The following is a 23,146-nucleotide window of genomic DNA, read 5'->3' on the forward strand; positions in this document are numbered from 1 at the left end:
TACGAGATGGCGCCTTGGGTGCTTAGCTGATCCTGCGCCGGTAGGCCGCCGTGGCGAAGAAGTAGGCGAGAACGAGGATGCCGAGGCACCATGCGAGAGCGACCCATATGTCGCTGCCGATTGGCCGTTGTTCAAACAGATCCTGGATCGTGTTGACGATCGAAGTGACCGGCTGGTTCTCTGCGAAGGCGCGCACGGGACCCGGCATGGTGGCCGTGGGGACGAAAGCCGAGCTGATGAACGGCAGGAAGATCAGCGGGTAGGAGAACCCTCCGGCACCGTCCACGGACTTCGCTGTCAGGCCCGCAATGATTGCGAGCCAAGTGAGTGCCAGGGTGAACAGCGCCAGGATCCCGATGATGGCGAGCCATGCCAGCAGGCTTGCCGATGTGCGGAATCCCATGAGGAGGGCCACCACCATGATGATCACGAGTGAGAGCCCGTTGGCGACGAGGGAAGTCAGCACATGCGCCCACAGCACGGACGATCGTGCGATCGGCATGGAGTGGAACCGCTCGAAAATCCCGCTCTGCATGTCGTAGAACAAGCGAACGGCGGTGTACGCGATGCCCGATGCTATCGCGATCAGCATGATTCCCGGCAGCAGGTAGTTGACGTAGTTCTCGGTGCCTGTCCTGATGGCGCCGCCGAACACGTAGACGAACAGCAGCATGAGGGCGATCGGTGTGATCGCGGTGGTGATAATGGTGTCCGCGCTGCGGAAGATGTGACGCATGGAGCGGCCCAGCAAGACGGCCGTGTCTCCGAAGAAATGTGTGCTCATGACTGGTCCTCACTTGACGCGACCTTGCCCTCGTTGCCCACAAGTGCGAGGAAGATATCCTCCAGGGTGGGCTGCTTTTCGACGTACTCGACCTTCGCTGGCGGGAGTAGTTGCTTGAGCTCGGCGAGGGTGCCGTTCGCGATGATCCGACCGTGATGAAGGATGGCGATCCGGTCCGCGAGTTGTTCGGCCTCGTCGAGATACTGCGTGGTGAGCAGAACCGTGGTGCCGTGGTTGGCGAGCTCCTGGACCACCTGCCACACCTCGATGCGTGCTTCGGGGTCGAGTCCGGTGGTCGGCTCGTCGAGGAAGATCACCTCGGGCTGCCCGACCAGGCTCATGGCGATGTCAAGGCGACGGCGCATGCCTCCTGAATACGTGGACACCTTTCGAGATGCCGCATCGGACAGGTTGAAGCGCGCGAGAAGATCATCCGCCGCTTGGCCGGGGTCCTTCAGGTGCCGCAACCTTGCAACCAGCACCAGGTTTTCCCGACCGGACAGGATTTCATCGACTGCTGCGAATTGTCCGGTGAGGCTGATGGATTCCCGAACCCGCAGCGGGTGGGTCACGACGTCGAATCCATTGACGGTGGCCGTGCCGGCGTCCGGACTCAGCAGCGTGGACAGGATTTTCACTATCGTGGTCTTTCCTGCTCCGTTGGAGCCCAGAAGGGCGAAGATGGTGCCCGGTGCCACGTCGAAGTCCACGCCGCGCAGCACGTGCAACTCCTTGTAGGACTTTTCCATGCCCTGCACGCGGATCGCGGGTTCGCGGGTGGTGGATGCACTGGTCATGACTACCTCTCCTTCCCATCGTCTCCGGCGGCGGCGTCAATTGCCTTGACCAGGCGTTCCCGCTCCTTGTTGATCCACTGACCGCCCGTGTAGTTGCGCATGAACGTTTCGGCGAATTCCACCGGGTCGTCGCCGACGATCGAGCGGATCGGCGTTCCGTCCGCGGCGCTCTCTTCGAAAAGGTCGGTGAGATCGCCGAGCATCCGCAGCAGCACGTCGCCCTTGGTGATGGCCCCGAAGTACATCAGGTACCGTTCCAGCGCGGTCGCCGCCGCGCGATAGTCCGCGGGAAGGTGCTCCACGCGTGCCTTGTTTTGCCGGTATTGCTTCTTCTGTTCGAGCGATCCCGTGAGCTGCTCGATCCACCCTGTGGCCATGTTCACTTTCCTCCCTTTCGGAGCTGTTCCAGTCGCTCGGACAGGAAACTCCACGTATTCCAGAATTCGTCCAGTTCCTTCTCGCCCTGCTCGTTGAGCGAATAGACCTTGCGCGGCGGGCCCTTCTCGGACGGCCGCTTCTCGACATCGACAAGGCCCTTTTGCTCGATCCTGACGAGCAGCGCATACACGGTGCCCTCGGCGATCTCGGCGAAGCCCTGCCCCCGGAGCAGCGTCGTGATTTCGTACCCGTACGCGGGATTACCGGTCAGGAGGGCGAGGACGATGCCCTCCAGGGTCCCTTTGAGCATCTCCGTCATCTGCCTGCCCATCGGACACCTCCTTTCACTACTCAGTGTTACTAGCTACTGGTACATAGTACCGCTAAGTAGTGGAAGCGCAAGCCCCTATGGAAACCGCACTGAGCGCACTCAGGGCCGCTGGAACGCGCCGTCCCTCAACAGGGCCACGGCGGTCCCGGCGTCAAGTTCGGCGGCGATCTCGACGTCGTCCGCGTACCCTGCGCCGATCAACTCACGGCCGCTGGAGCAGCCCCGCAGAACCTCATGGAGCCGGGGTTCGGCAGCGTTGTACACCGCCATCGCGGCATCTGCCTCCGGCGCGAAACCTTCCCTGCCGTCCTCCGGAGTGAAGCCGCCCCGCCCTGCGGCAGCGAGCCCGGCAATGAAGGCGCCGGCTCCGATATGATCCTCCAGCGCGGGCCGGAGCGAACCGCCGGGCCATAGCTCGCCGGCCGCGATTACTGCCACCACCGCATCCGGGGGGAGTTCGGACGCCACCCAATCCGCGGTGGCCGCTGCATTACGCAGTGACACGGCCGCGATAAGGGGGACGTCCCGGGCGAGCTCGTGCGCGATGGATGAGCCGTTGGGCGAAGGCAGCACGATGCGGCTCAACATCCGTGCGTCCCGCAAGCTCGACGGCGACAGGCTCAGTCCGCCTCCACCCCGCGGACCAGCCAGCTGGGCATCATGGTGGGCGGCGAAATCCTCGGCCCCGGCGTCCTTCCACGGATACGGGAACACCATGGCGCCCCGGTCGACGGCGACACTGACGCATGTGGTGAAGGAGAGGACGTCAACCACGACGGCGAGGTCCGCTCCGGACGCGACCGCACGGGCGCCGTCGAGCCCCCATTCAAACCTCACCGTGAACGGAAGCTGCCGGTGCACCGTCCCCGCCGTGGTCATGACAGTTCGGCCTCCAGGTTGCGGCGGGCGGCCTCGAGCCACAGGCTTTTGGCGCGTTCACTGTGGAAGAGCGGATCCAAGGCGAGCAGCTGGCGGACGACGGCGGCCCGGCCCGCGGCGAAGTCGGCATCGCCGACGTGGGCGTAGTCCTCGCGGACAGCAGCCAGGTAGCGCGCGTAAGCCGCGGGTTCCGCGCCGAGGATGGACAGATCGGCGTCGCACAAGAGGGCACCGGCGTGGTCTCCCGGTACGGGGTTGTGGGTGGAGGTCAGCCTGACCAGCCGGGCAACGTCGTCGATCACTGGCCCGGGAAGTCCCGCAATGGCCAGCCGGTCTTCAGCCAGCCTGGCAGACTGCTCTTCGTCCTGCCCTGCGATTCCCTCGTAGACGGCGTCGTGGAACCACGCGGCCAAAGTCACCGAGCGCGCGGGCGGCCCGGGTTCGGTGAGGAGATCCAAGGCTTCCAGGACCGCCAGCAAATGCGTGCGGCTGTGGTACTTCCGATGGTCCTCGCCCCAGCGTTCGAGCAGCTCGAAACCCAGTTCCTCATGTCCCGGAAGTATCGAATTCCAGCGCTCCAGCAAGGGCACGGTGAGGGCCTTGCTGCGTTGGCGGGCGGGGATCCGCAAGCCGCTCGCGATCAATTTCCGCACCAAAATCCGGGCCTCCACGGGGATGGCACCTGCGGACAGGAGGTCCTGGTAGCGGCGTTCCGGGACGTCGTAGTGGTCGCCGTCGAAGGCGCGCTCGGGAATCCCCGCGGCCTCGGCGAAGGCATGCAGCTCCTCGAGCGAGGTGTCAGAGACGAGGTGGGAGAACACGGTCCCGTGCGCGGGCCACAGCGGCGGATCAACGTAGACGGCCATGGCCTGCGCCCAAGAAACTACGGGTTTTTTCGGGTGGCTACCGCTGAGAGCGCGGTCAGGCCCTTTTCGAAGTCGCCGCCCACCATCTTCTCCATGTTCATGAACAAAGCGAAGATTTTGCCGAGGCCCTTGTTCTCGCCGGTCATAGTCCAGGTGACACGGGTGCCGTCCCCTTCGGGCACGAACGTGAACCCCGTGGGGTTGACGGCCTTCATCGGCTTGGTGAATTCAAGGCGGATGTCGATCTTGCCGGGCTCCTCCGAGCCGACGATTTCCATGGTTCCGGTGCCGGCCTTGTTGTTGCCGCTCCAGGCATACTTAGCTCCGACGCCGGACTCGTTGCCCGAGTAGCTCCGGCTCAGCTTGGGGTCAACGGCTTCCCACGGAGACCATTTGGTCCACTCGTGGAAGTTGTTGACGAAGGGGAAGATGTCGGAGGGCGCGGCGGGGATCAGCGCATTGCGAGTGACTGTGAAGGGTGCCATGTGCATATCGTACGGTGCTTTGTCGGGATCGTGGGTGCGGGCCGCGCGCTGCGTTCCGGCACGCAGCCCACGGCCCGGACCCACGGTTTCGACGGCGGGTGCCGCCGCGGGTGCTGCGTTACATGCCCGGGATGTCGAGCGCTTCGTAGACGGTGATCGAGGCTTCGGGTGCCATGAGGAAATGGGGGTGGCCTTCGAGGAGCTTCAGGGCTCCGTCCATGTCCTCGGCCTGCAGGACGCTGTAACCGCCCACTCCGGTCTCTGCATCGGATACTCCGGAGTTCCCGACCACCTTGCCGCCGCCGAGTGGCGTGCCAAGATCGGCAATCCCGTCGCCGGCTTTCGCGGCCCAGTCCATCCACAGCTTCATGCCTTCGGCTGCTGCTTCGGGGGTGCTGTCAGCCATGGCCGATTCTGCCGATTGCGGTGCATTGTAGAGAACGACGAACTTCTTCATTGCGTGTCCTTTTTCTCATGCTCGCCAGGGGGTGTTCCGCCCGGTCACACCTGATCCTAGGGCTACGAGTCGGAAACAGCGAGGGGCTTTTCAACGTAAGCGGTGAAGGCTATGGACAGCGGTTTCGCCGTCGGCAAACATGGAGCAGGAGGTATGATTCGTCAAAGTTGAGCATAGTAGACTCAACTTTGAGAAACAGTCGTCTTCCCGAGAGGAGCTCTTCCATGGACGTCAAATTCACCACCAAGAGCCAGGAGGCTCTTTCCGCAGCGGCCATGAACGCTTCGACCGCCGGAAATCCGCAGCTGGAGCCGGCTCACCTACTCAAAGCGCTCATGGACCAGCGCGAGGGCGTCGCCGTTGCGCTGTTGCGCGCCACTGGAGCGGACCCGGATGCCGTGAGCGTTCAGGCGAGTTCGGCCATCAAGGCCCTGCCGTCGTCGTCGGGCAGTTCCGTGCAGCAAGCGCAGCTTTCCCGTCCTTCCATGCAGGCCATCCAGGCCGCCCAGAACGAGGCTGAGAAGCTCGGCGACTCCTTCGTGTCCACTGAGCACCTCCTCTTGGGGCTCTCTGCCGGTAGCGACGCCGTAGGGAAGCTACTGCGCGACGCCGGCGCCTCCCACCAAGCGCTCCTCGCCGCCCTGCCGGGTGTCCGTGGCGACCGGAAAGTCACCTCACAAGACCCGGAAAACACCTTCCAGGCCCTCGAGAAATACGGTATGGACCTCACAGCCGTCGCGCGCTCCGGCAAGCTGGATCCCGTGATCGGGCGGGACAGCGAAATCCGACGGGTCGTCCAGGTCCTGAGCCGCCGCACCAAGAACAACCCCGTGCTGATCGGTGAACCCGGCGTCGGCAAGACCGCCGTCGTCGAAGGGCTCGCCCAACGCATGGTGGCCGGCGACGTCCCGGAAAGCCTGCGGGGCAAGACCCTGATCGCGCTGGACCTCGCGTCCATGGTGGCCGGAGCGAAGTACCGCGGCGAATTCGAGGAACGGCTCAAGGCGGTGCTGGAGGAGATCAAGAACTCCAACGGGCAGATCGTCACGTTCATCGACGAAATCCATACGGTGGTGGGCGCCGGTGCTACCGGCGAAAGCGCCATGGACGCAGGCAACATGCTCAAGCCAATGCTGGCCCGCGGCGAGCTGCGGCTCATCGGTGCCACCACCCTGGATGAGTACCGCGAGAATGTCGAGAAGGACCCTGCCCTGGAACGCCGCTTCCAGCAGGTCTACGTGGGTGAGCCGAGCGTGGAGGACACCATCGGGATTCTCCGCGGCCTCAAGGAACGGTACGAGGCCCACCACAAGGTGGCCATCGCCGACTCCGCCTTGGTAGCCGCCGCCACGCTCTCCAACCGCTACATCTCGGGCCGGCAGTTGCCTGACAAGGCCATCGACCTCGTGGACGAGGCCGCGTCCCGGCTGCGCATGGAAATCGACTCGGCTCCCGAGGAGATCGACCAGCTTCGCCGTGCCGTGGACCGTCTCACCATGGAGGAATTGGCCCTCGCCCGCGAGACTGACGCGGCCTCCATCGAACGACTCGCTGCGCTGCGCGCGGACAAGGCGGACAAGAAGGAAGCCCTGGCGGCATTGAACGCCCGTTGGGAATCCGAGAAGGCCGGGCTCAACCGTGTCGGTGACCTCAAGGCAAAAATCGACGAATTACGTTCGGCCGCCGAAAAGTACCAGCGCGAAGGCGACCTTGAAGCTGCCTCGCGCATTCTCTACGGCGAACTGCCCGCGTTGGAGCGCGAGCTCAGCGCAGCCGCCGAGGAAGAGTCAGCCCGGGAAGCGCGGGGTGAAGCGAAGCCCGCCCTGATGGTCGCGGACGAAGTCACGGCGGACGATATCGCCGAGGTCATTTCGGCCTGGACGGGCATCCCCGCCGGCCGCATGCTGCAGGGAGAATCCCAGAAGCTGCTGCACATGGAAGAGGAGATCGGAAAGCGGCTGATCGGCCAGTCCAAGGCTGTGGCTGCTGTCTCCGACGCCGTCCGACGCGCCCGTGCGGGCATCAGCGACCCCAACCGCCCGACGGGTTCGTTCCTGTTCCTGGGCCCCACCGGCGTCGGCAAAACCGAGCTCGCCAAGGCACTCGCGGACTTCCTGTTCGACGACGAACGCGCCATGGTGCGGATCGACATGTCCGAGTACGGGGAGAAGCACTCCGTGGCCCGGCTGGTCGGCGCCCCTCCCGGATACGTGGGCTACGAGGAAGGCGGGCAGCTGACTGAGGCGGTCCGCCGCCGCCCATACTCCGTGATCCTGCTCGACGAGGTGGAGAAGGCCCACCCGGAAGTGTTCGACATCCTCCTGCAAGTGCTCGACGACGGTCGCCTCACCGACGGGCAGGGCCGCACTGTGGACTTCCGGAACACCATCCTGGTGTTGACCTCCAACTCGGGCAGCCAGTTCCTTGTGGATCCAACGCTGGACGCCACGGCGAAGCGGAATGCGGTCATGGCCGTGGTCAACGCGTCCTTCAAGCCGGAGTTCCTCAACCGGCTCGACGAGATTGTCCTGTTCGATCCGCTCAGCGTGGACGAGCTCGCCAGGATCGTCGAGCTGCACGTGGACGAGCTGACCAAGCGGCTGCACGACCGCCGGCTCACCCTTGAGGTCAGTGACGGCGCCCGTGCCTGGCTCGCGATGTCCGGTTACGATCCCGCGTACGGCGCCCGTCCGTTGCGACGGCTGGTCCAACGCGAGATCGGCGACCGCTTGGCCAAGGAGATCCTCGCCGGAGAGATCGCGGACGGCGACACGGTACTGGTGGACACCGCGGCCGACGTCGACGAACTCACCATCGAGGGGCTCGAAGCTTTGACAGGTCCCGACGGCGGGGCCCCGGCGGGTAGCGGCCTGACGGTGAGGCGGAAGGACTAACTGCGGCCGACTGGCCTGGCCGCCGGGACGGCCGGATGGACTACTTTTGCAGCACGGATTCCTTGAGTGTGTTCCCCGAGTTCACCACGATGAAGCAGTCCACGCGGCGGTCGCCGTTGTCCCAGCTGGTGGCGCTCGGGTACACGTTCTGCTGCAGGAGCGCGTACTTCGTGGAGGCCTCGTTGAGCATCACATCACGGCAGATTTCGCGGCCTTTGTCACGCAAGGCAGTGGCGCCGGGGAAGGTGTCGTCAGCCTTGTACCGGAAGATGGCGCCCAGCTGGGCCGAGTGATCGGTGGTGCAGTCCACCACTTTGGACTTGGTGGCGTTGGAGTCGAAATCGGCGAAGCAATCGCCCAGCTGGTAGTCCTTTGCCTCGACGTCCGCGGGGAGGGGGCCGCGGCTGGTGGACGTGGCCGGTACGGGGGTGGGCGCGGCCACCGGATGGTTGGCCAAGGCTCCAACGAGGACCCAGATCACTACCCCGATGAGGATCAATACAGCCAGCACAATGCCGCCAATGATGAGCCGATACCGCGTTATGGCGTCCAGGGCAGTCCGCAGGGACGAGCCTTTTTCGGAGGGAAAGCCGTCCTCGGGCCCGGTTTCGCCAGGCATGCCGGTATCCGGGTAATTGCCCGAAGTCCCCGGATACCCGGTCCCTGAACCAGGGTCTACCGGCGACTCGTTGTCGCCTGCACCGTTTTTGCCCGGGATCGTGTTGTCCTGGCCCATGTCTGAGTTTGCTGCCTTTCATGCGTGCGGCCCGATATTAGGGCGACTCTACCCAAGTTTTTCATGCCAATGAATGGAGATACTGCCAAGTGGAACTGTGACGCCGCTTTCGCGAAGGTCGTGGCACGCAGTTGCTCCAGAAAGCATGTAATCTAGACATACGACAAATTGACCAAACATTCCGGGGCCTCACCGATCGCCAAGGTGACCACCTCCGGTCCAAGTACAAAAGGGGGTCACGCCATGGGGCGCGGCCGTCAAAAGGCAAAAGCTACCAAGCAGGCTCGGGACATCAAGTACTACTCCCCGAACACTGACTATTCGGCCCTTCAGCGGGAGCTGACTGGGCCATCAAGTCGTGCGACGAGCCGATTCGCGGACGATCCGCCGGAGCCGGACTACTCGGCTTACGAGGACAAGTACGCACAGGACTTGGAAGACGATGACGACGAGGTAGACACCCGCCGTATCGGATAGCTGTAGCAACAATCAGGTGCCTTTCGGCATCGAGTTGCGTACCGCCGTCGTACACGAAGTCATTTAGCATCCCCAGATGCCTCCCGAAACACAGAGCCCGTAGGGCGCGCCATGATTGGCGTGCGCTACGGGCCTTTTCGTTTCCCTTTTGCCGGACCAAGGCGTTTTCTAGGACAAAACGGTGTAAATCCCCGGCGGGTGATGTCCGTCCCGGGATCGTCTTCGCTCGGATGTCGGATTCTGCTTAATCATTCGAATGGATAAATTCCGGGCCCGCGGAATCACGGGACCGGCAACTTCGGCGAAGAGAATGATCCAGCAGAATCCGACGGTGTCCATAGATCCTCGAACTAGTGTCCTGCGCCTGAAATTCGCTTCGTAATTATAGAATGGGGTATGGCGAACGTTGGACGGCCGAAGGCCCCACTGGAACTGTCGGATGAAGAGCGGGAAACGCTGTCCCGGTGGGCCCGCAGGTCCAAGTCGGCACAGGCGCTGGCCACGCGCTCCAAGATCGTGCTGGGCAGCGCCGAGGGCCTGAGCAACATGGACGTGGGCGTCCGGTGCGGAGTCGAACCTCATACGGTAGCGAAGTGGCGGCGCCGTTTCCTGGAGCGCCGGCTGGACGGGTTGGTCGATGATCCCAGACCCGGCCGTCCTGCAAGTATCACCAGCGATCAGGTCGAGGATGTCGTGGTTGCGACGCTGGAATCGACGCCGAAGAACGCCACGCACTGGTCAAGGGCGAAGATGGCTGAGCGGTCGGGTCTGTCGAAGTCCACGATCGGGCGGATCTGGAAGGCGTTCGAGCTCAAGCCCCACCGCGCAGACGGGTTCAAGCTCTCGAACGACCCCTTCTTCGTGGAGAAGGTGTACGACGTCGTGGGTCTGTACCTGAATCCGCCCGAATCAGCCGTGGTGCTCAGTGTGGATGAGAAGTCGCAGGTCCAGGCTCTGGCCCGGTCCCAGCCGGCCTTCCCAATGATGCCAGGGATGCCGGAGAAGCGGACCCACGACTACGTCCGGCACGGGACCACAACCCTGTTCGCGGCGCTGAACACCGCGGACGGGTCCGTGATCTCCAGCCTGCACCGCAAACACCGGGCCATCGAATTCAGGAAGTTCCTGGCCAAGATCGACGCTCAGGTCCCCGAGGGCCTGGACGTGCACCTGATCTGCGACAACTACCAGACCCATAAGACGCCTGTTGTGAAGACGTGGCTGCAGAACCACCCGCGTTTCCACATGCATTTCACTCCGACTTACTCATCCTGGCTGAACCAGGTCGAGCGGTTCTTCGGATTCGTCACTGAAGACCTCCTGCGCCGCAGCGACCACCGCAGCGTCCAGGCGCTCGAGTCCGACATCCGCAAATGGGTCAGTGAATGGAACACCAACCCCACACCCTTCACCTGGACCAAGACGGCAGAACAGATTCTCGAATCAATCGGCCGACTTCTGAACCGAATTTCAGGCGCAGGACACTAGCTTCGCTTACCGGAAGCCATTGCCAGGCGACAGCGGCGATCAGGCAGCAACACGAACCGACGCAGATCCCTATAACCCCAAGGCGTTTTTTTCGGCAGTTCTGTAGGTGTTGATAGTGCGCTCTCGAAAGTTGTTGACAGAATGCGTTAGTGGCGGCTAACGTATTAATCATGCTCGACCCACTGGAAGTTGCCGCGGAGCCGAATAGGCGGCGTCTGTTGCACCTGCTTGCGGCGGGAGAGCGCACCGTGACGGAGCTGGCACTCGAATTCACGGTGAGCAGATCCGCCATCTCGCAGCACTTGTTGCTGCTGGAGCAGGTAGGCCTCGTTGCTGCCCGCAAAGAAGGACGCAACCGCTTCTACCGCTTGGACAACGCCGGCATGAGAGAACTCCGGATGCTTTTCGAGCAGTTCTGGACCGCGGAGCTGGACATGCTCGTCGCTGACGCACAAAACTTCACCACCGACCGCCTTCAAACAACAGAGGAATCATCATGATTTACGACAAGACCGTTCTTCTTCCCCTCAACGTCGACCAGGCGTTCGAACTCATCACGCAGCCTGCACGCCTCCGCCGCTGGCAGACCGTTGCCGCACGCGTCGACCTGAAGGTCGGCGGCGAGTACCGCTGGACCGTTACTCCGGGCCATCACGCAGCCGGAACCTTCATCGAAATCGAACCGGGCAAGCGCGTGGTCTTCACGTGGGCCTGGGAGCAGCCTGAGGCCCCGGCGGACAACGTCTCCACCGTAGCCATCACCCTTGAGCCGGCCGACGGCGGGACCACCGTGCGCTTCGTGCACGAAGGCCTTCCGACGCCGGAAGCCGTCGCAGCCCACTCCGAGGGCTGGAACCACTACCTCGACCGTCTCCTCGCCGAGGCCTCCACGGGCGACGCAGGTGCCGACGAATGGGCCGCGGCCCCTGCCGATCTCAACGAGCTCACTTCTGCGGACGCCACGCTTGCCGTCGTACAGCGCGTGCTGGCGCACGTCACCGAAGCCGACGCGCAGACCCAGACTCCGTGCGCCGATTTCAACGTGTCGCAGTTGCTTGACCACCTTGCCGGCTCGATTGTTAGCATCGCCAAGGCCCTGGGTGCCGAAGTAGCCGACGACGCCGGAAAGTCGCCTGAAGTGCGCATCGCCGACCTCGCCCAGCCCACGCTGGAAGCTTTCTACCGCCGCGGCCTCGAAGGCACCATCGACATGGGCTTCGCCGAATTGCCGGCCGCGATAGTCGCCTCCATCCTCAACCTCGAGTTCCTCGTTCACGCTTGGGACTTCTCCAAGGCCCTGGGCCTTGAGTTGTCGGTTGCGGATGAGCTCACCGACTACGTTGAGGTCCTCGCGCAGAACACCATCAGCGAGCAGGTCCGCGCAAGCGGCAGCTTCGCCCCGGCCCAGGAAGTCGCAGAGACGGCATCCAGCCTGGAGCGCCTGGTCGCTTTCACGGGCCGGGCAGTTCACGCTTAGGGCCTTCGACGCCGCTGGCTGTTGTCAGTGTCGGACCCCCGTACTACGTTGAACGTGGTATCCGCTGGCGTAAGCCGGCTACTCAACGAAGGGATAGCAATGCCGCAGGTTGATAGCTACAAGCAGGGAACTCCGTGTTGGGTGGACCTGTCGTCGTCGGACGTCGAGGCTTCCAAGGCCTTCTATGGTGATCTGTTCGGCTGGGAATTGGACGCGATGGATGCCGGTAACGGCATGACCTACTACATGGCCAAGCTGCAGGACCGCTACGTTGCGGGCATGATGCAGCAGATGCCGGACATGGCTGCGGCCGGTGCGCCGTCCTACTGGGCCAACTACCTCGCCGTCGATTCGGTCGACGAGGCTGCTGAGCGCGCGGCGGTGGCGGGTGGCAACATCCTCTTCCCGCCGGACAGCGTCCCCAACGGGAGTGGCCGGATGTTCTTCGCCGCCGATCCGACGGGTGCGCAGATTGGTTTCTGGGAGGCCGGAAGCCACCACGGCGCCGGGTTGGTCAATGAACCGGGCACGGTGGTCTGGAGCGAGCTGCAGACAAACGACGTCCCCAAGGCCGTGGCCTTTTACGAATCCGTGACGGGATGCTCCAGCGAGACGGCCGCGGCCGGCGATCTGCAGGAATACACCCAGTTCGTGGTGGACGGGAAGTCCGTGGCCGGCGCCATGAAGCAGCCTATGGAGGGCGTGCCGCCGTTCTGGATGACCTACTTCAATGTTGCGGACGTGAACGAATCCGTGGCTAAGGCCGTGGAACTCGGGGCCCAGGTCTTCGCGCCTGCCTTCGATGTCCCCGGTGTCGGCCGCATGGCAGTCCTCGGCGATCCCGCCGGAGCAGCCTTTAGCGTGATGGCCGGCGAAAGTGCCTAAATAAATCGAGTGCCCACCCAACTGCCGGATCGGCAATTGGGTGGGCACTCTTTTGCGTTAAGAACGCTTAAGCGTAGGCGTTCACGAGGCGCACGGCGCCGCCGTCGACACCCTTGGCGCCCTGGACGTAGTCCGGGCCGCTCTTGATGATCGAGTCGGAGTCTACGGCCACGGTACCCATGACCCACGACGGCAGGCCGCGTTCGTTGAGGCGGGCCACAGCGGCGTCGGCGATTTCGGGCGACACGATGGCCACCATGCCGACGCCGAGGTTGAGCGTGCGCTCAAGGTCGGCCAGCGGCACATTCCCGAGCTCGGAAACAAGCTTGAAGATGGCGGGCAGTTCCCACGTGGCGCGGTCAACCGTGGCCACGAGGCCCTGCGGCAGGACGCGGGCCAGGTTGGCCGCGAGGCCGCCGCCGGTGACATGGCTGAAGCCGTGCACGGCTCCGGGCGCAGCACTCAGGCCGCTCACCGGGAAGGCGCGGGCCAGGTCCAGGCAGTCGGCGGCGTAGACCCGGGTGGGCTCGAGCAGTTCTTCGCCCAGGGTGCGGCCGAGTTCGGAGACCTGGCGGTCCAGGGCCCAGCCGGCGTGGTTGATCACGCGGCGAACCAGGGAGTAGCCGTTGGAGTGCAGGCCCGAGGAGGCCATGCCGATCACGACGTCGCCGGCGCGGACGCGGTCCGGGCCAAGCAGGGCGTCGGCTTCGACAACGCCGGTAGCTGCACCCGCGACGTCGTACTCGTGCTCACCGAGCAGGCCCGGGTGCTCAGCGGTTTCGCCGCCCACCAGGGCAGTGCCCGCCACGGAACACGCTGCCGCGATGCCGCGGACGATGTCCGCGATGCGCTCGGGGACAACCTTGCCGCACGCGATGTAGTCGGTCATGAATAGCGGCTCCGCGCCGACTACAACGATGTCGTCCACCACCATCCCGACCAGGTCGAAGCCGATGGTGTCGTGGATGTCCATGGCCTGGGCGATGGCGACCTTGGTGCCGACGCCGTCCGTGGACGTGGCCAGCAGGGGCCTCTTGTACGTGAGCAGCTTGGAGACGTCGTACAGGCCCGCGAAACCGCCGACGCCGCCGAGTACCGAGCTGTTGTGGGTCGCCTTGACGGCGTCCTTCATGAGTTCGACGGCGCGGTCTCCCGCTTCGACGTCGACGCCGGCGGACGCATAGGTGATGCCGGTGGTGTTCTCAGCGGCGGAGGATGCGGAGGTCATACAGACTCTTTCTTATCGGCGTCGGTCAGCAGGTTCTCAAACTCGGCGTCGGGTCCGGGATCGCAGCCCGTGGCGCCGGGCTTGTTGGCCGGGTCTTCCGAGTCCGCGGTCACGGCTTCGGCGGAGATGCCCGACGTCGGCAGCCCGCCGAGGTCGGTGCGCTCCAGGAGGTTCTTGCCCAGTTTGTCCGAACCCGGAAGTGCGATGGGGTACTGGCCCGTGAAGCAGGCGGTACAGAGGCGTTCCCGCGGCTGCTGGGTAGCGCCGATCATGCCGTCTTCGGAAATGTAGGCCAGCGAATCCGCTCCAATGGCCTGGGAGATTTCCTCGATCGTGGCACCGTTGGCGATCAGTTCAGCGCGGGACGCGAAGTCGATGCCGTAGAAGCAGGGCCACTGGACGGGTGGGGAGGAGATCTTGATGTGGACGGCTGCGGCGCCGGCCTCGCGGAGCATCCGGACGATGGCGCGCTGGGTGTTTCCGCGGACGATCGAGTCATCGACCACCACCACGCGCTTGCCGCGGATTACGGATTCGAGGGCGTTGAGCTTGAGCCGGATGCCGAGCTGGCGCAGGGTCTGCGAGGGCTGGATGAACGTGCGGCCCACGTAGGAATTCTTGACGAAGCCGTGCGCGAACGGGATGCCGGATTCCTCGGCGTAGCCCACCGCGGCCGGAGTTCCGGACTCGGGGACCGGTATGACGATGTCCGCTACCTGGGTGTTTTCGCGGGCCAACTGGCGGCCCATCTCCACGCGGGACTCATACACGGAGCGCCCGGCAATCGAAGCGTCGGGACGCGCAAGGTACACGTACTCGAAGACGCAACCGGCCGGCGTCGCTTCCGCAAAGCGCTGGGAACGGACGCCGCTCTCGTCAATGGCGATGAATTCGCCGGGCTCGATCTCGCGGATGAAGCTCGCGCCGACGGTTGCCAGGGCGGACTGCTCGGAGGCGACAACCCAGCCGCGTTCGAGGCGGCCAAGGCACAGGGGGCGGATGCCGAAGGTATCGCGGGCGGCGTAGAGGGTGCCTTCGTCCATGAACACGAAGCAGAAGCCGCCTCGGATCTTGGGGAGCAGCTCAAGCGCGGTCTGTTCGAGGGTCTTGCCCTCTTCGCCTTCGAGGAGGGCCGTGACCATGGCGGTATCCGAGGTGTTGCCCTGCTTCATTTCACCGGTCAACTGACCTCCGTTGAGCTCGAGGATCATTTCCCGGAGCTCAGCAGTGTTAGTCAGGTTGCCGTTGTGCGCGAGGGCAACGGTGCCGGTGGCGGTTGCGCCCAGGGTGGGCTGTGCGTTTGCCCAGTGGCTTGCTCCGGTGGTGGAGTAGCGGCAGTGGCCGACGGCAAGGTGCCCGGTGAGGGTGTTCAGGGTTGTCTCGTCGAAGACCTGGGACACGAGGCCCATGTCCTTGTAGACATTGATGCGCTTGCCGTCACTGGTAGCAATACCAGCCGATTCTTGTCCGCGGTGCTGCAACGCATACAGCCCGTAATAGGTGAGTTTTGCTACTTCTTCGCCCGGCGCCCAGACCCCGAAGACGCCACAAGCGTCCTGAGGTCCTTTTTCGTCGGGGAGAAGATCATGAGAAAGTTTTCCGTCGCCACGTGCCACTGGTCAATTGTCGCATGATGTTGGCATGGTACTTTCCCTCACGCGACATTGTGACCGGGATCCTATGCCTCGGCGTCGTCCTCTGTCGGGCTGGGTACGGACTCGACGACGGCTCGCCGGGAGCGCCGCACGCTGACCTTGTCCAGGACGAGGGCCGCGATGGCACCGAGCAGCACGCCGCCCGCGGCAAAGGTCACAAGGAAGAAACCGAAGACCGCCCCGGTGTCGAAACTCTCGTCGCCGGGGATCCCGTAGGCCACGAACGCGGCAACGATGATGCCGAGCACCCCGCCCAGGCCCATGAATGGAACGAACTTCGGCGCACGGCGGACCGTGATCCCGCGGCGTTCGGGGGTGCCGCCCTCTGACGTAGCGTCGCGTGCCGTGCTGTTGTGTGACGTGCCGCTTTGTGACGTGCCGTCGACGTTCGAGTCCTCAGAAACCATGCCTTCCAGCCTACCGTTTCGAGGAGGTTGGTTTGTGGTCTGAAGTCAGACCATTGACAGAACGGTGTGAAGTGGGTCACTATCGATGCGAGCGGTGTCGGCCCGTTCCCCCCTTCCGTTTAGAAAGAGAATAATCATGAGTGATCGTTCTACGGCAGCGAAGGTGCAGGCTGTGCAAGACGCAGATGCTGCGGCCCTCGCCGAGCTTGGCTACAAGCAAGAGCTACATCGCGGCATGTCCGGCTTCTCCAACTTCGCAGTCTCGTTTTCCATCATTTCGATCTTGGCTGGCTGCATTACCTCCTTCAGCATTGCGCTCAAGTCCGGTGGCCCGGCTGCCATCAACCTGGGTTGGCCAATCGTTGGCCTCTTGGTCCTGTGCGTGGCCCTCTCCATGGCCGAGGTTTGTTCGCGGTACCCCACAGCCGGTGGCCTCTATTTCTGGGCCGGCAGGCTCGCCAAACGCAACAAGAGGGCCTGGGCCTGGTACGTCGGCTGGTTCAATTTCCTCGGTGAAGTGGCCGTCACGGCCGCAATCGACTTTGGCTGTGCCACAACAATGATGGCTTTTGCGGCGCTGACTTTCGGCGTCGAGCCCACCGCCGGCGCGACGTTTGCCCTGTTCGTCGTCCTGATGATCATCCACGCCCTGCTCAACAGCTTCGGCGTCAAGATTGTCAGTTTCCTGTCCAATGTCTCCGCCTGGTGGCACATCGTGGGCGTCGCGATTATCGTGGCGGCGCTGTGGATCATGCCCACGAGCCACCAGTCCTTCGACTGGACAATGACGGCGTGGCACAACGAAACCGGCTTCACCTTCGGACCGTACGTCTTCCTCATGGGCCTGCTCATGTCGCAGTACACCTACACCGGCTACGATGCTTCGGCCCACGTTGCCGAAGAGACCAAGAACGCAGCCATCGCGGCTCCCAAGGGGATTGTCATGAGCGTGGTCATCTCCATCATTGGTGGCTGGATTCTGCTCTACTCACTCGTCGCTGCCATCCCGAACGGTTCAGAGGACGGCCTGACCACCCTTGGTGCCACGCCAACCGGCTTGCCGCCGGCACAGATTTTCCTGGACGCACTGGGCAACCCAGGGGTAGCGAAGTTCCTGCTCGCCATCGTGGTGGGCGCACAGTTCTTCTGCGGCATGGCGTCAGTGACTGCCAACTCACGCATGACCTACGCCTTCTCCCGCGACAATGCCCTGCCGGGCTCCCGCATCTGGGCCAAAGTCAACACCCGGAGCGGCACCCCCACAAATTCCATCTGGCTCTGCGTTGGCTGCGCGATTGTGCTCGCTTCACCCGCCCTGTTCAACACAACCGCGTATTTTGCGGTGACGAGCGTTGCCGTCATCGGCCTCTACATCGCGTACATCACCCCGGTGTTGCTCCGCAGGCTCAACAAGAATTTCACCCCTGGCCCGTGGCACCTGGGCAAGTGGAGTCCCATCATCAACTGGGTAGCGATTGTGTGGGTCGCCATCATCGTGATTCTCTTCGTCCTCCCGCCCGTCGCAGACATCACTATCGACACCTTCAACTACGCGCCGATCGCCGTCGTGGTCGTCTTCCTTCTCGCCACAGTGCTTTGGTACACCACGGGGCGTCGGACGTTCATGACGAGCGCCGAACAGGAGCATCTGACGATCGACGCGGATAAGCTGCTCAACTAGCACAACCATGGGCCGCCGGCGGTTCTTCGCCGGCGGCCTCCCAGCCAGGAAGGTCGCCATGTTCCTCGTTGAACCGATTGAATCCCCCCTACTGGAGACGGTCTTGCTCCCCGCGCGTGGACATATGGCCTTCGAGTCATGCGTCGAGCACTTGGGATCGGCAATTCAGCTGGGGATCTTCAAAACCGGCGAACGCCTCCCGCCCGAGCGCGACCTGGCCGAGCGTATGCAGGTCTCCCGGGCCACGCTGCGCGAAGCGATCAGCGCGTTGCGCGCAGCCGGCTTCGTCACGACCGTCCGGGGGAGGGGCGGCGGAACCATCGTCGAACCGGTCGGCAACGCCCGTCCTCCGGAGCGTCTAGGCAACAAGGACCGGCAGGAGGAAATCAGCGACATCCTCATCTTCCGTTCGGTGATTGAACCCGGGGCCTGCCAGCGGGCGGCCTCGATGCGGCTCAGCGAGGATCAGCGCCGGCTTCTGATTGACTCGTTGGCCGAGGTCGAAAACGCGGGTTCACCGGTGGAATACAGGCAAGCGGACGCCCGCCTTCACTTGGCTTTCTCCGCTGTTGCGGGATCATCTGAACTCAACAAAGCCAGCACTACCATCCAGACAAAGATCCACGAATTCCTCGCGGAAATCCCCTTTCTGCAGCGGAATATCGAACATTCAAACCAAGAACATCGATTGATAGTGCAGGCCATCCTCGACGGCGAGCCTGCAGCGGCCCGAAGCGTCATGGAATTGCACTGCGAGTCCACTGCCGCACTACTCAAGGGACTACTGAAATGAGCAGCACCATGAACGACATTTCGAACACCGTGGATTCCACCGTTCACCCTCGCAATGACCGTATGCTCACCGTTGAGCAACTCAAGGCGCAGATTGGCGAGGGCGCCATAGACACCGTGATTCTCGGCTTCACCGACATGCAGGGCAGGCTTCAGGGCAAGCTCCTTCACGCGCAATTCTTCCTGGATTCCGTCCTGGAGCATGGCACTGAAGGCTGCAATTACCTCCTCGCCGTTGACACCGAAATGAATACTGTAGATGGCTATGACATTTCCTCGTGGGAAAAGGGCTATGGAGACATGCTCTTCGACATGGATTTGGACACCATCCGCGTCCTTCCCTACCGCGAGGGGAGTGCGCTGATCCAGTGCGATTTGTCCATGACCGACGGCACTCCGGTCTCCGTTTCACCCCGCGCCATGCTCAAGCGCCAGACGGCCAAGGCGGCCGAGCACGGTTGGAAGGCACTTGCCGGAACCGAGCTCGAGTTTGTGGTCTACAACGACTCCTACGAGCAGGCATGGGACCTGGACTACAAGCACCTCACTCCTGCCAATCAATACAACGTGGACTACTCGCTCCTGGGATCCGGTCGTGTGGAACCCCTGCTTCGCAGGATCCGGAACGAGATGTACGCAGCCGGGATGACCGTGGAATCCGCCAAAGGTGAATGCAACTTCGGCCAACACGAGATCGCGTTCAAGTACGACGAAGTGGTCACCACGGCGGACAACCATTCCGTCTACAAGACCGCGGCCAAGGACATCGCCCATGACATGGGCCAGTCCATTACCTTCATGGCCAAGCCCAACGAGCGCGAGGGCAATTCCTGCCACATCCACCTGTCCCTTCGCGGACTGGACGATGAGCTGGTCTTCTGGGACAAGGCAAGCGGCGCCCGCACTAAAACCTACGATCACTTCATTGCCGGAGTCCTCGCCACGATGCGGGAATTCACGCTCTTTTACGCTCCCAACATCAACTCCTACAAGCGGTTCGTCAAAGGCTCGTTCGCTCCGACGGCGGTGGCGTGGGGCCTCGACAACCGCACCTGCTCGGTGCGCCTCGTGGGGCATGGCCAGAGCGCCCGGCTGGAAAACCGGCTGCCGGGTGGCGACGTCAACCCGTACTTGGCATTGTCGGCCATGCTTGCCGGCGGGCTTTACGGAATCGAAAATGAGCTCGAACTCGAACCGACAACCATTGGCAGCGCCTACACCTCGGGCGCTCCCACTGTGCCGACGACGATGCGGGAAGCGCGGGATCTGTTCGCCAACTCCGTGATCGCCAAGGAAGTCTTCGGTGAGGAAGTGGTGCGGCACTACGTCAACTACGCCGACGTCGAACTGGCAGCATTTGAGTCCGCCATCACGGACTGGGAGCTCCGCCGCGGTTTCGAAAGGCTGTAGGGGCGATGACTAGGAATCAGACGCCGGCTCCAGATCCAGTCCGACGGCCTCGGATCGCCCTGACCACCTACCTGCAGGACGCGAAATGGGGGGATTGGGACGCGCGGGCAGCGGTGCTTCCGGGAACATATTTGGAGGCCGTCGTGGCGGCGGGCGGCACACCCCTTCTTCTGCCGCCTATCGGCACGGATACCTCCGTACTTGACCTCGTGGATGGCCTGATTGTGGTGGGAGGCAGCGACGTCGACCCCGGAAATTACGACGCCGAGCCTCATCCGAGAACCCGCAGCCAGCCCGCGCGGGACGAGCATGACCTCGCCTTGACGCTGGCCGCGTTGGAGAAGGGGGTTCCGCTTTTCGCCATCTGCCGCGGGGCGCAAATCCTGAACGTGGCCCTGGGCGGAAACCTTATCCAGCACGTGCCGGACGTGCTGCCCGAGGCCAACTACCAACCCGCTTCGGGGGTTTTTGGCGAAGTGGAGTTCTGTACCAGGCCGGGGAGCATCATCGCGGATCAACTAGGCGTGAGGGCATCGGCGCCCGTTTATCACCATCAGATTCTGGACCGGGTTGCCGAAGGGCTTTGCGTCACGGCGTACGCGGCGGACGGCACGATCGAGGCCGTCGAGTCGACCCAAGGAAGCTGGGTGTTGGGCGTTCAGTTCCACCCGGAACAAAATGGTTCCGACTTGCGCCTCTTTGAAGGATTCGTCGAGGCCGCCGGAAGGTACCGGGACGGCGAACTTTACGCTGAGCGCTTCGACCCATCGACGGAATTCAAACCGACAGAAAAGAGCTGGGCGTGAGTGCCACAACTTTTGACATCATCAATCCGGCTACCGAGGAATTCCTTCAAACTGTTGAACTGGCGTCCCTGGCCGAGACCGACGCCCTGATTGCACGCGCGGCTGGCGCGTTTGAAACCTGGCGGAAGGTGTCGCCGTCGGACCGGGCACTGCTCTTGCGCCGGTTCGCGGCCGCCGTCGACGCCGATCTGGAGAACCTCGCACAACTGGAAGTCCGCAATGCGGGACACACGGTCGGCAACGCCCGCTGGGAAGCGGGCAATGCGCGCGACGTCATCAGCTACTACTCGGCGGCTCCCGAGCGGCACTTCGGTCGGCAGATCCCGGTTGCCGGAGGCCTCGATGTGACGTTCCACGAGCCGCTGGGTGTCGTAGGGATTATTGTGCCGTGGAACTTTCCGATGCCGATCGCGGCGTGGGGCTTCGCTCCGGCGCTCGCGGCAGGAAACACAGTGGTACTCAAGCCTGCAGAACTTACGCCGCTCACCGCGATGAGGCTGGGTGAGCTGGCGCGCGAGGCCGGCTTGCCCGACGGCGTGCTGACCATCATCCCGGGGAAGGGATCCGTGGTGGGGGCGCGCTTCGTGACCCACCCCGCTGTGCGAAAGGTCGTCTTTACCGGGTCTACCGGGGTCGGCAAGCAGATCATGGCCGGTTGTGCTGATCAAGTGAAGCGGGTGACGCTCGAGTTGGGTGGCAAGAGCGCGAACATTGTGTTCGCCGACGCCGACCTTCAGGCCGCTGCCGCCGCAGCTCCCGGTGGTGCGTTCGACAACGCCGGCCAGGACTGCTGTGCCAGGTCCCGGATTCTTGTGGAAAAATCGGCCTACGACGCCTTCCTTGAGCTCTTGGAACCCGCCGTTCGGGCTGTCAAAGTTGGCGACCCGGCGGACGAAAGTACCGTCATGGGGCCCTTGATTTCCGCCCGGCAAAGGGAAACCGTCGCGGGCTTCGTGCCCTCAGGAGCGCCCATAGCTTTCCAAGGCGAGGTGCCCGAAGGGCCGGGATTCTGGTTCCCGCCCACTGTCCTGGCTCCCGACTCCTTTGACGACCCGGCGGTGCGTGAGGAGATCTTTGGACCGGTCGTCGTCGTCGTTCCCTTCAACGACGAGGCGGACGCTGTGCGGATTGCCAATGACACCGAATACGGCCTCTCCGGATCCATCTGGACCCAAGACATTGGCCGGGCCTTGCGCGTAGCCCGCGGAGTGGATGCCGGAAACCTCTCGGTGAACTCGCACTCTTCAGTCCGGTATTCGACGCCGTTCGGCGGCTTTAAGCAATCGGGCCTGGGCCGCGAACTGGGTCCTGACGCGCTCGATTCCTTCAGCGAAGTAAAGAACGTCTTCATCGCGCACTGAACCCACCAACTTTGGAAGCCCCATCATTCAAGGAGAGATCACCATGACCGAATTCATTTCAAACCGACTCAAGGACCGCACAGCCGTCATCACCGGCGGCGGCAGCGGGATCGGCTTGGCCACGGCAAAGCGTTTCGCCTCGGAGGGTGCCAATGTGGTCATCGCCGACATCGATCCGGCAGCTGGAGAAGCGGCCGCGGCCGCCGTCGATGGCATCTTCGTGAAAGTCAACGTCACAGACGAGCAGGAAGTCATCGACCTCTTCGCCGCAGCCAAGAGCCACTATGGCAGCGTGGATATAGCGTTCAACAACGCGGGTATTTCGCCGCCGGATGATGCCTCGATCCTCGACACCGGAATTGAAGCCTGGCGCCGGGTCCAGGAGGTAAACCTGACGAGCGTCTATTACTGCTGCAAATACGCGCTGCCATACATGTTGGAGCAGGGCAAGGGATCGATCATCAACACTGCGTCCTTCGTGGCCGTGATGGGTGCGGCAACTTCGCAGATCTCCTACAGCGCCTCCAAGGGCGGCGTGCTGGCAATGACGCGCGAACTCGGCGTCGAATTCGCGCGTAAGGGTGTGCGAATCAACGCGCTGTGCCCCGGACCGGTCAACACCCCGTTGCTGAAGGAACTCTTCGCCTCCGATCCGGAGCGGGCAGCGCGCCGCTTGGTCCACGTGCCCTTGGGACGTTTCGCCGAGCCCGAAGAACTGGCCGCTGCGGTCGCCTTCCTGGCGAGCGACGACGCCTCCTTCATTACCGCGTCGACCTTCATGGTTGACGGCGGAATCTCCGGAGCCTACGTCACCCCGATCGACTAGCTGCCTTTTCAGGTCCATCGATTGCCCCACCGGGCTCCTGGCCGGC

24 protein-coding genes are annotated in these 23,146 nt (G+C 63.3%); 12 read left to right on the forward strand and 12 right to left on the reverse strand.

Annotated elements, in window-relative coordinates; all coding sequences use genetic code 11:
- Positions 1 to 22: 22 nt before the first annotated feature.
- The 8 genes from ABD742_RS00950 to ABD742_RS00985 all read right to left on the reverse strand — a co-directional run bounded on the left by ABD742_RS00950 (position 23) and on the right by ABD742_RS00985 (position 4,977).
- Positions 23 to 784, reverse strand: coding sequence for an ABC transporter permease (locus ABD742_RS00950; protein WP_234754741.1), 762 nt, complete (start codon positions 782 to 784; stop codon positions 23 to 25).
- Positions 781 to 1,581 (reverse strand): ABC transporter ATP-binding protein, encoded by an 801-nt coding sequence (locus tag ABD742_RS00955; protein ID WP_234754746.1) that lies wholly within the window; start codon positions 1,579 to 1,581, stop codon positions 781 to 783. The genes ABD742_RS00950 and ABD742_RS00955 overlap by 4 nt, the downstream gene beginning before the upstream one ends.
- Before the next feature lie 2 nt (positions 1,582 to 1,583).
- Complete coding sequence (locus ABD742_RS00960) at positions 1,584 to 1,958, reverse strand: DUF1048 domain-containing protein (protein WP_234754748.1); 375 nt, start codon at positions 1,956 to 1,958, stop codon at positions 1,584 to 1,586.
- A 2-nt stretch (positions 1,959 to 1,960) separates the two neighbouring features.
- Positions 1,961 to 2,290, reverse strand: a complete 330-nt coding sequence (locus ABD742_RS00965) for a PadR family transcriptional regulator (RefSeq protein ID WP_234754750.1) — start codon at positions 2,288 to 2,290, stop codon at positions 1,961 to 1,963.
- Between the two features lie 99 nt (positions 2,291 to 2,389).
- Positions 2,390 to 3,169, reverse strand: coding sequence for a 2-phosphosulfolactate phosphatase (locus tag ABD742_RS00970; protein ID WP_234754753.1), 780 nt, complete (start codon positions 3,167 to 3,169; stop codon positions 2,390 to 2,392).
- Positions 3,166 to 4,035: a DUF4031 domain-containing protein gene (locus ABD742_RS00975; RefSeq protein WP_234754756.1), complete on the reverse strand. Its 870-nt coding sequence runs from the start codon at positions 4,033 to 4,035 to the stop codon at positions 3,166 to 3,168. Before ABD742_RS00975 ends, ABD742_RS00970 begins: the two co-directional genes overlap by 4 nt.
- A 17-nt stretch (positions 4,036 to 4,052) precedes the next feature.
- Entirely contained in the window at positions 4,053 to 4,520 is a 468-nt protein-coding gene (locus tag ABD742_RS00980; protein ID WP_234754758.1) for an SRPBCC family protein, read from the reverse strand.
- 118 nt (positions 4,521 to 4,638) lie between these two features.
- On the reverse strand, positions 4,639 to 4,977 hold the full coding sequence (locus ABD742_RS00985) for a YciI family protein (protein ID WP_234754760.1): 339 nt from the start codon (positions 4,975 to 4,977) through the stop codon (positions 4,639 to 4,641).
- 224 nt (positions 4,978 to 5,201) lie between these two features.
- Here ABD742_RS00985 and clpB point away from each other — a divergent pair, with 224 nt between their 5' ends.
- A complete protein-coding gene (gene clpB, locus ABD742_RS00990; protein ID WP_234754762.1) occupies positions 5,202 to 7,871 on the forward strand; it encodes an ATP-dependent chaperone ClpB in 2,670 nt (889 codons plus the stop codon).
- A gap of 40 nt (positions 7,872 to 7,911) precedes the next feature.
- On the opposite strand, the gene ABD742_RS00995 is transcribed toward clpB, so the two are convergent.
- Positions 7,912 to 8,607 (reverse strand): septum formation family protein, encoded by a 696-nt coding sequence (locus ABD742_RS00995; protein WP_234754764.1) that lies wholly within the window; start codon positions 8,605 to 8,607, stop codon positions 7,912 to 7,914.
- 243 nt (positions 8,608 to 8,850) lie between these two features.
- Here ABD742_RS00995 and ABD742_RS01000 point away from each other — a divergent pair, with 243 nt between their 5' ends.
- From ABD742_RS01000 to ABD742_RS01020, 5 genes are all read left to right on the forward strand, one after another.
- Complete coding sequence (locus tag ABD742_RS01000) at positions 8,851 to 9,084, forward strand: DUF3073 domain-containing protein (RefSeq protein ID WP_028265518.1); 234 nt, start codon at positions 8,851 to 8,853, stop codon at positions 9,082 to 9,084.
- Between the two features lie 396 nt (positions 9,085 to 9,480).
- The gene (locus ABD742_RS01005) at positions 9,481 to 10,572 is read left to right on the forward strand and encodes an IS630 family transposase (RefSeq protein WP_234754957.1); all 1,092 of its coding nucleotides are present in this window, start codon (positions 9,481 to 9,483) and stop codon (positions 10,570 to 10,572) included.
- 170 nt (positions 10,573 to 10,742) lie between these two features.
- Positions 10,743 to 11,072: an ArsR/SmtB family transcription factor gene (locus ABD742_RS01010; RefSeq protein WP_234754391.1), complete on the forward strand. Its 330-nt coding sequence runs from the start codon at positions 10,743 to 10,745 to the stop codon at positions 11,070 to 11,072.
- Positions 11,069 to 12,049, forward strand: a complete 981-nt coding sequence (locus tag ABD742_RS01015) for a TIGR03086 family metal-binding protein (protein WP_234754389.1) — start codon at positions 11,069 to 11,071, stop codon at positions 12,047 to 12,049. Before ABD742_RS01010 ends, ABD742_RS01015 begins: the two co-directional genes overlap by 4 nt.
- A 99-nt stretch (positions 12,050 to 12,148) precedes the next feature.
- Positions 12,149 to 12,934, forward strand: coding sequence for a VOC family protein (locus ABD742_RS01020; protein WP_234754387.1), 786 nt, complete (start codon positions 12,149 to 12,151; stop codon positions 12,932 to 12,934).
- A 67-nt stretch (positions 12,935 to 13,001) separates the two neighbouring features.
- Here the strand turns inward: ABD742_RS01020 and purM are convergent, their stop codons facing one another.
- The 3 genes from purM to ABD742_RS01035 form a co-directional block, all read right to left on the reverse strand.
- Positions 13,002 to 14,162 (reverse strand): phosphoribosylformylglycinamidine cyclo-ligase, encoded by a 1,161-nt coding sequence (gene purM / locus ABD742_RS01025; protein WP_234754385.1) that lies wholly within the window; start codon positions 14,160 to 14,162, stop codon positions 13,002 to 13,004.
- Positions 14,159 to 15,778 carry an amidophosphoribosyltransferase gene (gene purF, locus ABD742_RS01030; protein WP_234754383.1) on the reverse strand — a complete coding sequence of 540 codons (1,620 nt, stop codon included), beginning with the start codon at positions 15,776 to 15,778 and terminating at the stop codon, positions 14,159 to 14,161. Before purF ends, purM begins: the two co-directional genes overlap by 4 nt.
- Positions 15,779 to 15,840: 62 nt before the next feature.
- The gene (locus tag ABD742_RS01035; RefSeq protein WP_234754381.1) at positions 15,841 to 16,224 is read right to left on the reverse strand and encodes a hypothetical protein; all 384 of its coding nucleotides are present in this window, start codon (positions 16,222 to 16,224) and stop codon (positions 15,841 to 15,843) included.
- A 136-nt stretch (positions 16,225 to 16,360) separates the two neighbouring features.
- Between ABD742_RS01035 and ABD742_RS01040 the strand changes: the two genes are divergently transcribed.
- From ABD742_RS01040 to ABD742_RS01065, 6 genes are read left to right on the forward strand one after another with little or no spacing between them, the layout of a single operon-like run.
- Positions 16,361 to 17,905 (forward strand): amino acid permease, encoded by a 1,545-nt coding sequence (locus tag ABD742_RS01040; protein WP_234754379.1) that lies wholly within the window; start codon positions 16,361 to 16,363, stop codon positions 17,903 to 17,905.
- Positions 17,906 to 17,963: 58 nt separating this feature from the next.
- Positions 17,964 to 18,698, forward strand: coding sequence for a FadR/GntR family transcriptional regulator (locus ABD742_RS01045; RefSeq protein ID WP_234754377.1), 735 nt, complete (start codon positions 17,964 to 17,966; stop codon positions 18,696 to 18,698).
- Positions 18,695 to 20,107 (forward strand): glutamine synthetase family protein, encoded by a 1,413-nt coding sequence (locus ABD742_RS01050; RefSeq protein ID WP_308193902.1) that lies wholly within the window; start codon positions 18,695 to 18,697, stop codon positions 20,105 to 20,107. Before ABD742_RS01045 ends, ABD742_RS01050 begins: the two co-directional genes overlap by 4 nt.
- Positions 20,108 to 20,112: 5 nt before the next feature.
- Entirely contained in the window at positions 20,113 to 20,913 is an 801-nt protein-coding gene (locus ABD742_RS01055) for a gamma-glutamyl-gamma-aminobutyrate hydrolase family protein (RefSeq protein ID WP_234754375.1), read from the forward strand.
- Positions 20,910 to 22,274 (forward strand): aldehyde dehydrogenase family protein, encoded by a 1,365-nt coding sequence (locus ABD742_RS01060; RefSeq protein ID WP_234754371.1) that lies wholly within the window; start codon positions 20,910 to 20,912, stop codon positions 22,272 to 22,274. The genes ABD742_RS01055 and ABD742_RS01060 overlap by 4 nt, the downstream gene beginning before the upstream one ends.
- A gap of 43 nt (positions 22,275 to 22,317) precedes the next feature.
- Entirely contained in the window at positions 22,318 to 23,100 is a 783-nt protein-coding gene (locus ABD742_RS01065) for a 3-oxoacyl-ACP reductase (RefSeq protein WP_234754369.1), read from the forward strand.
- Positions 23,101 to 23,146 lie beyond the last annotated feature (46 nt).

The organism is Arthrobacter ramosus (genome assembly GCF_039535095.1).
GTDB lineage: Bacteria > Actinomycetota > Actinomycetes > Actinomycetales > Micrococcaceae > Arthrobacter > Arthrobacter ramosus.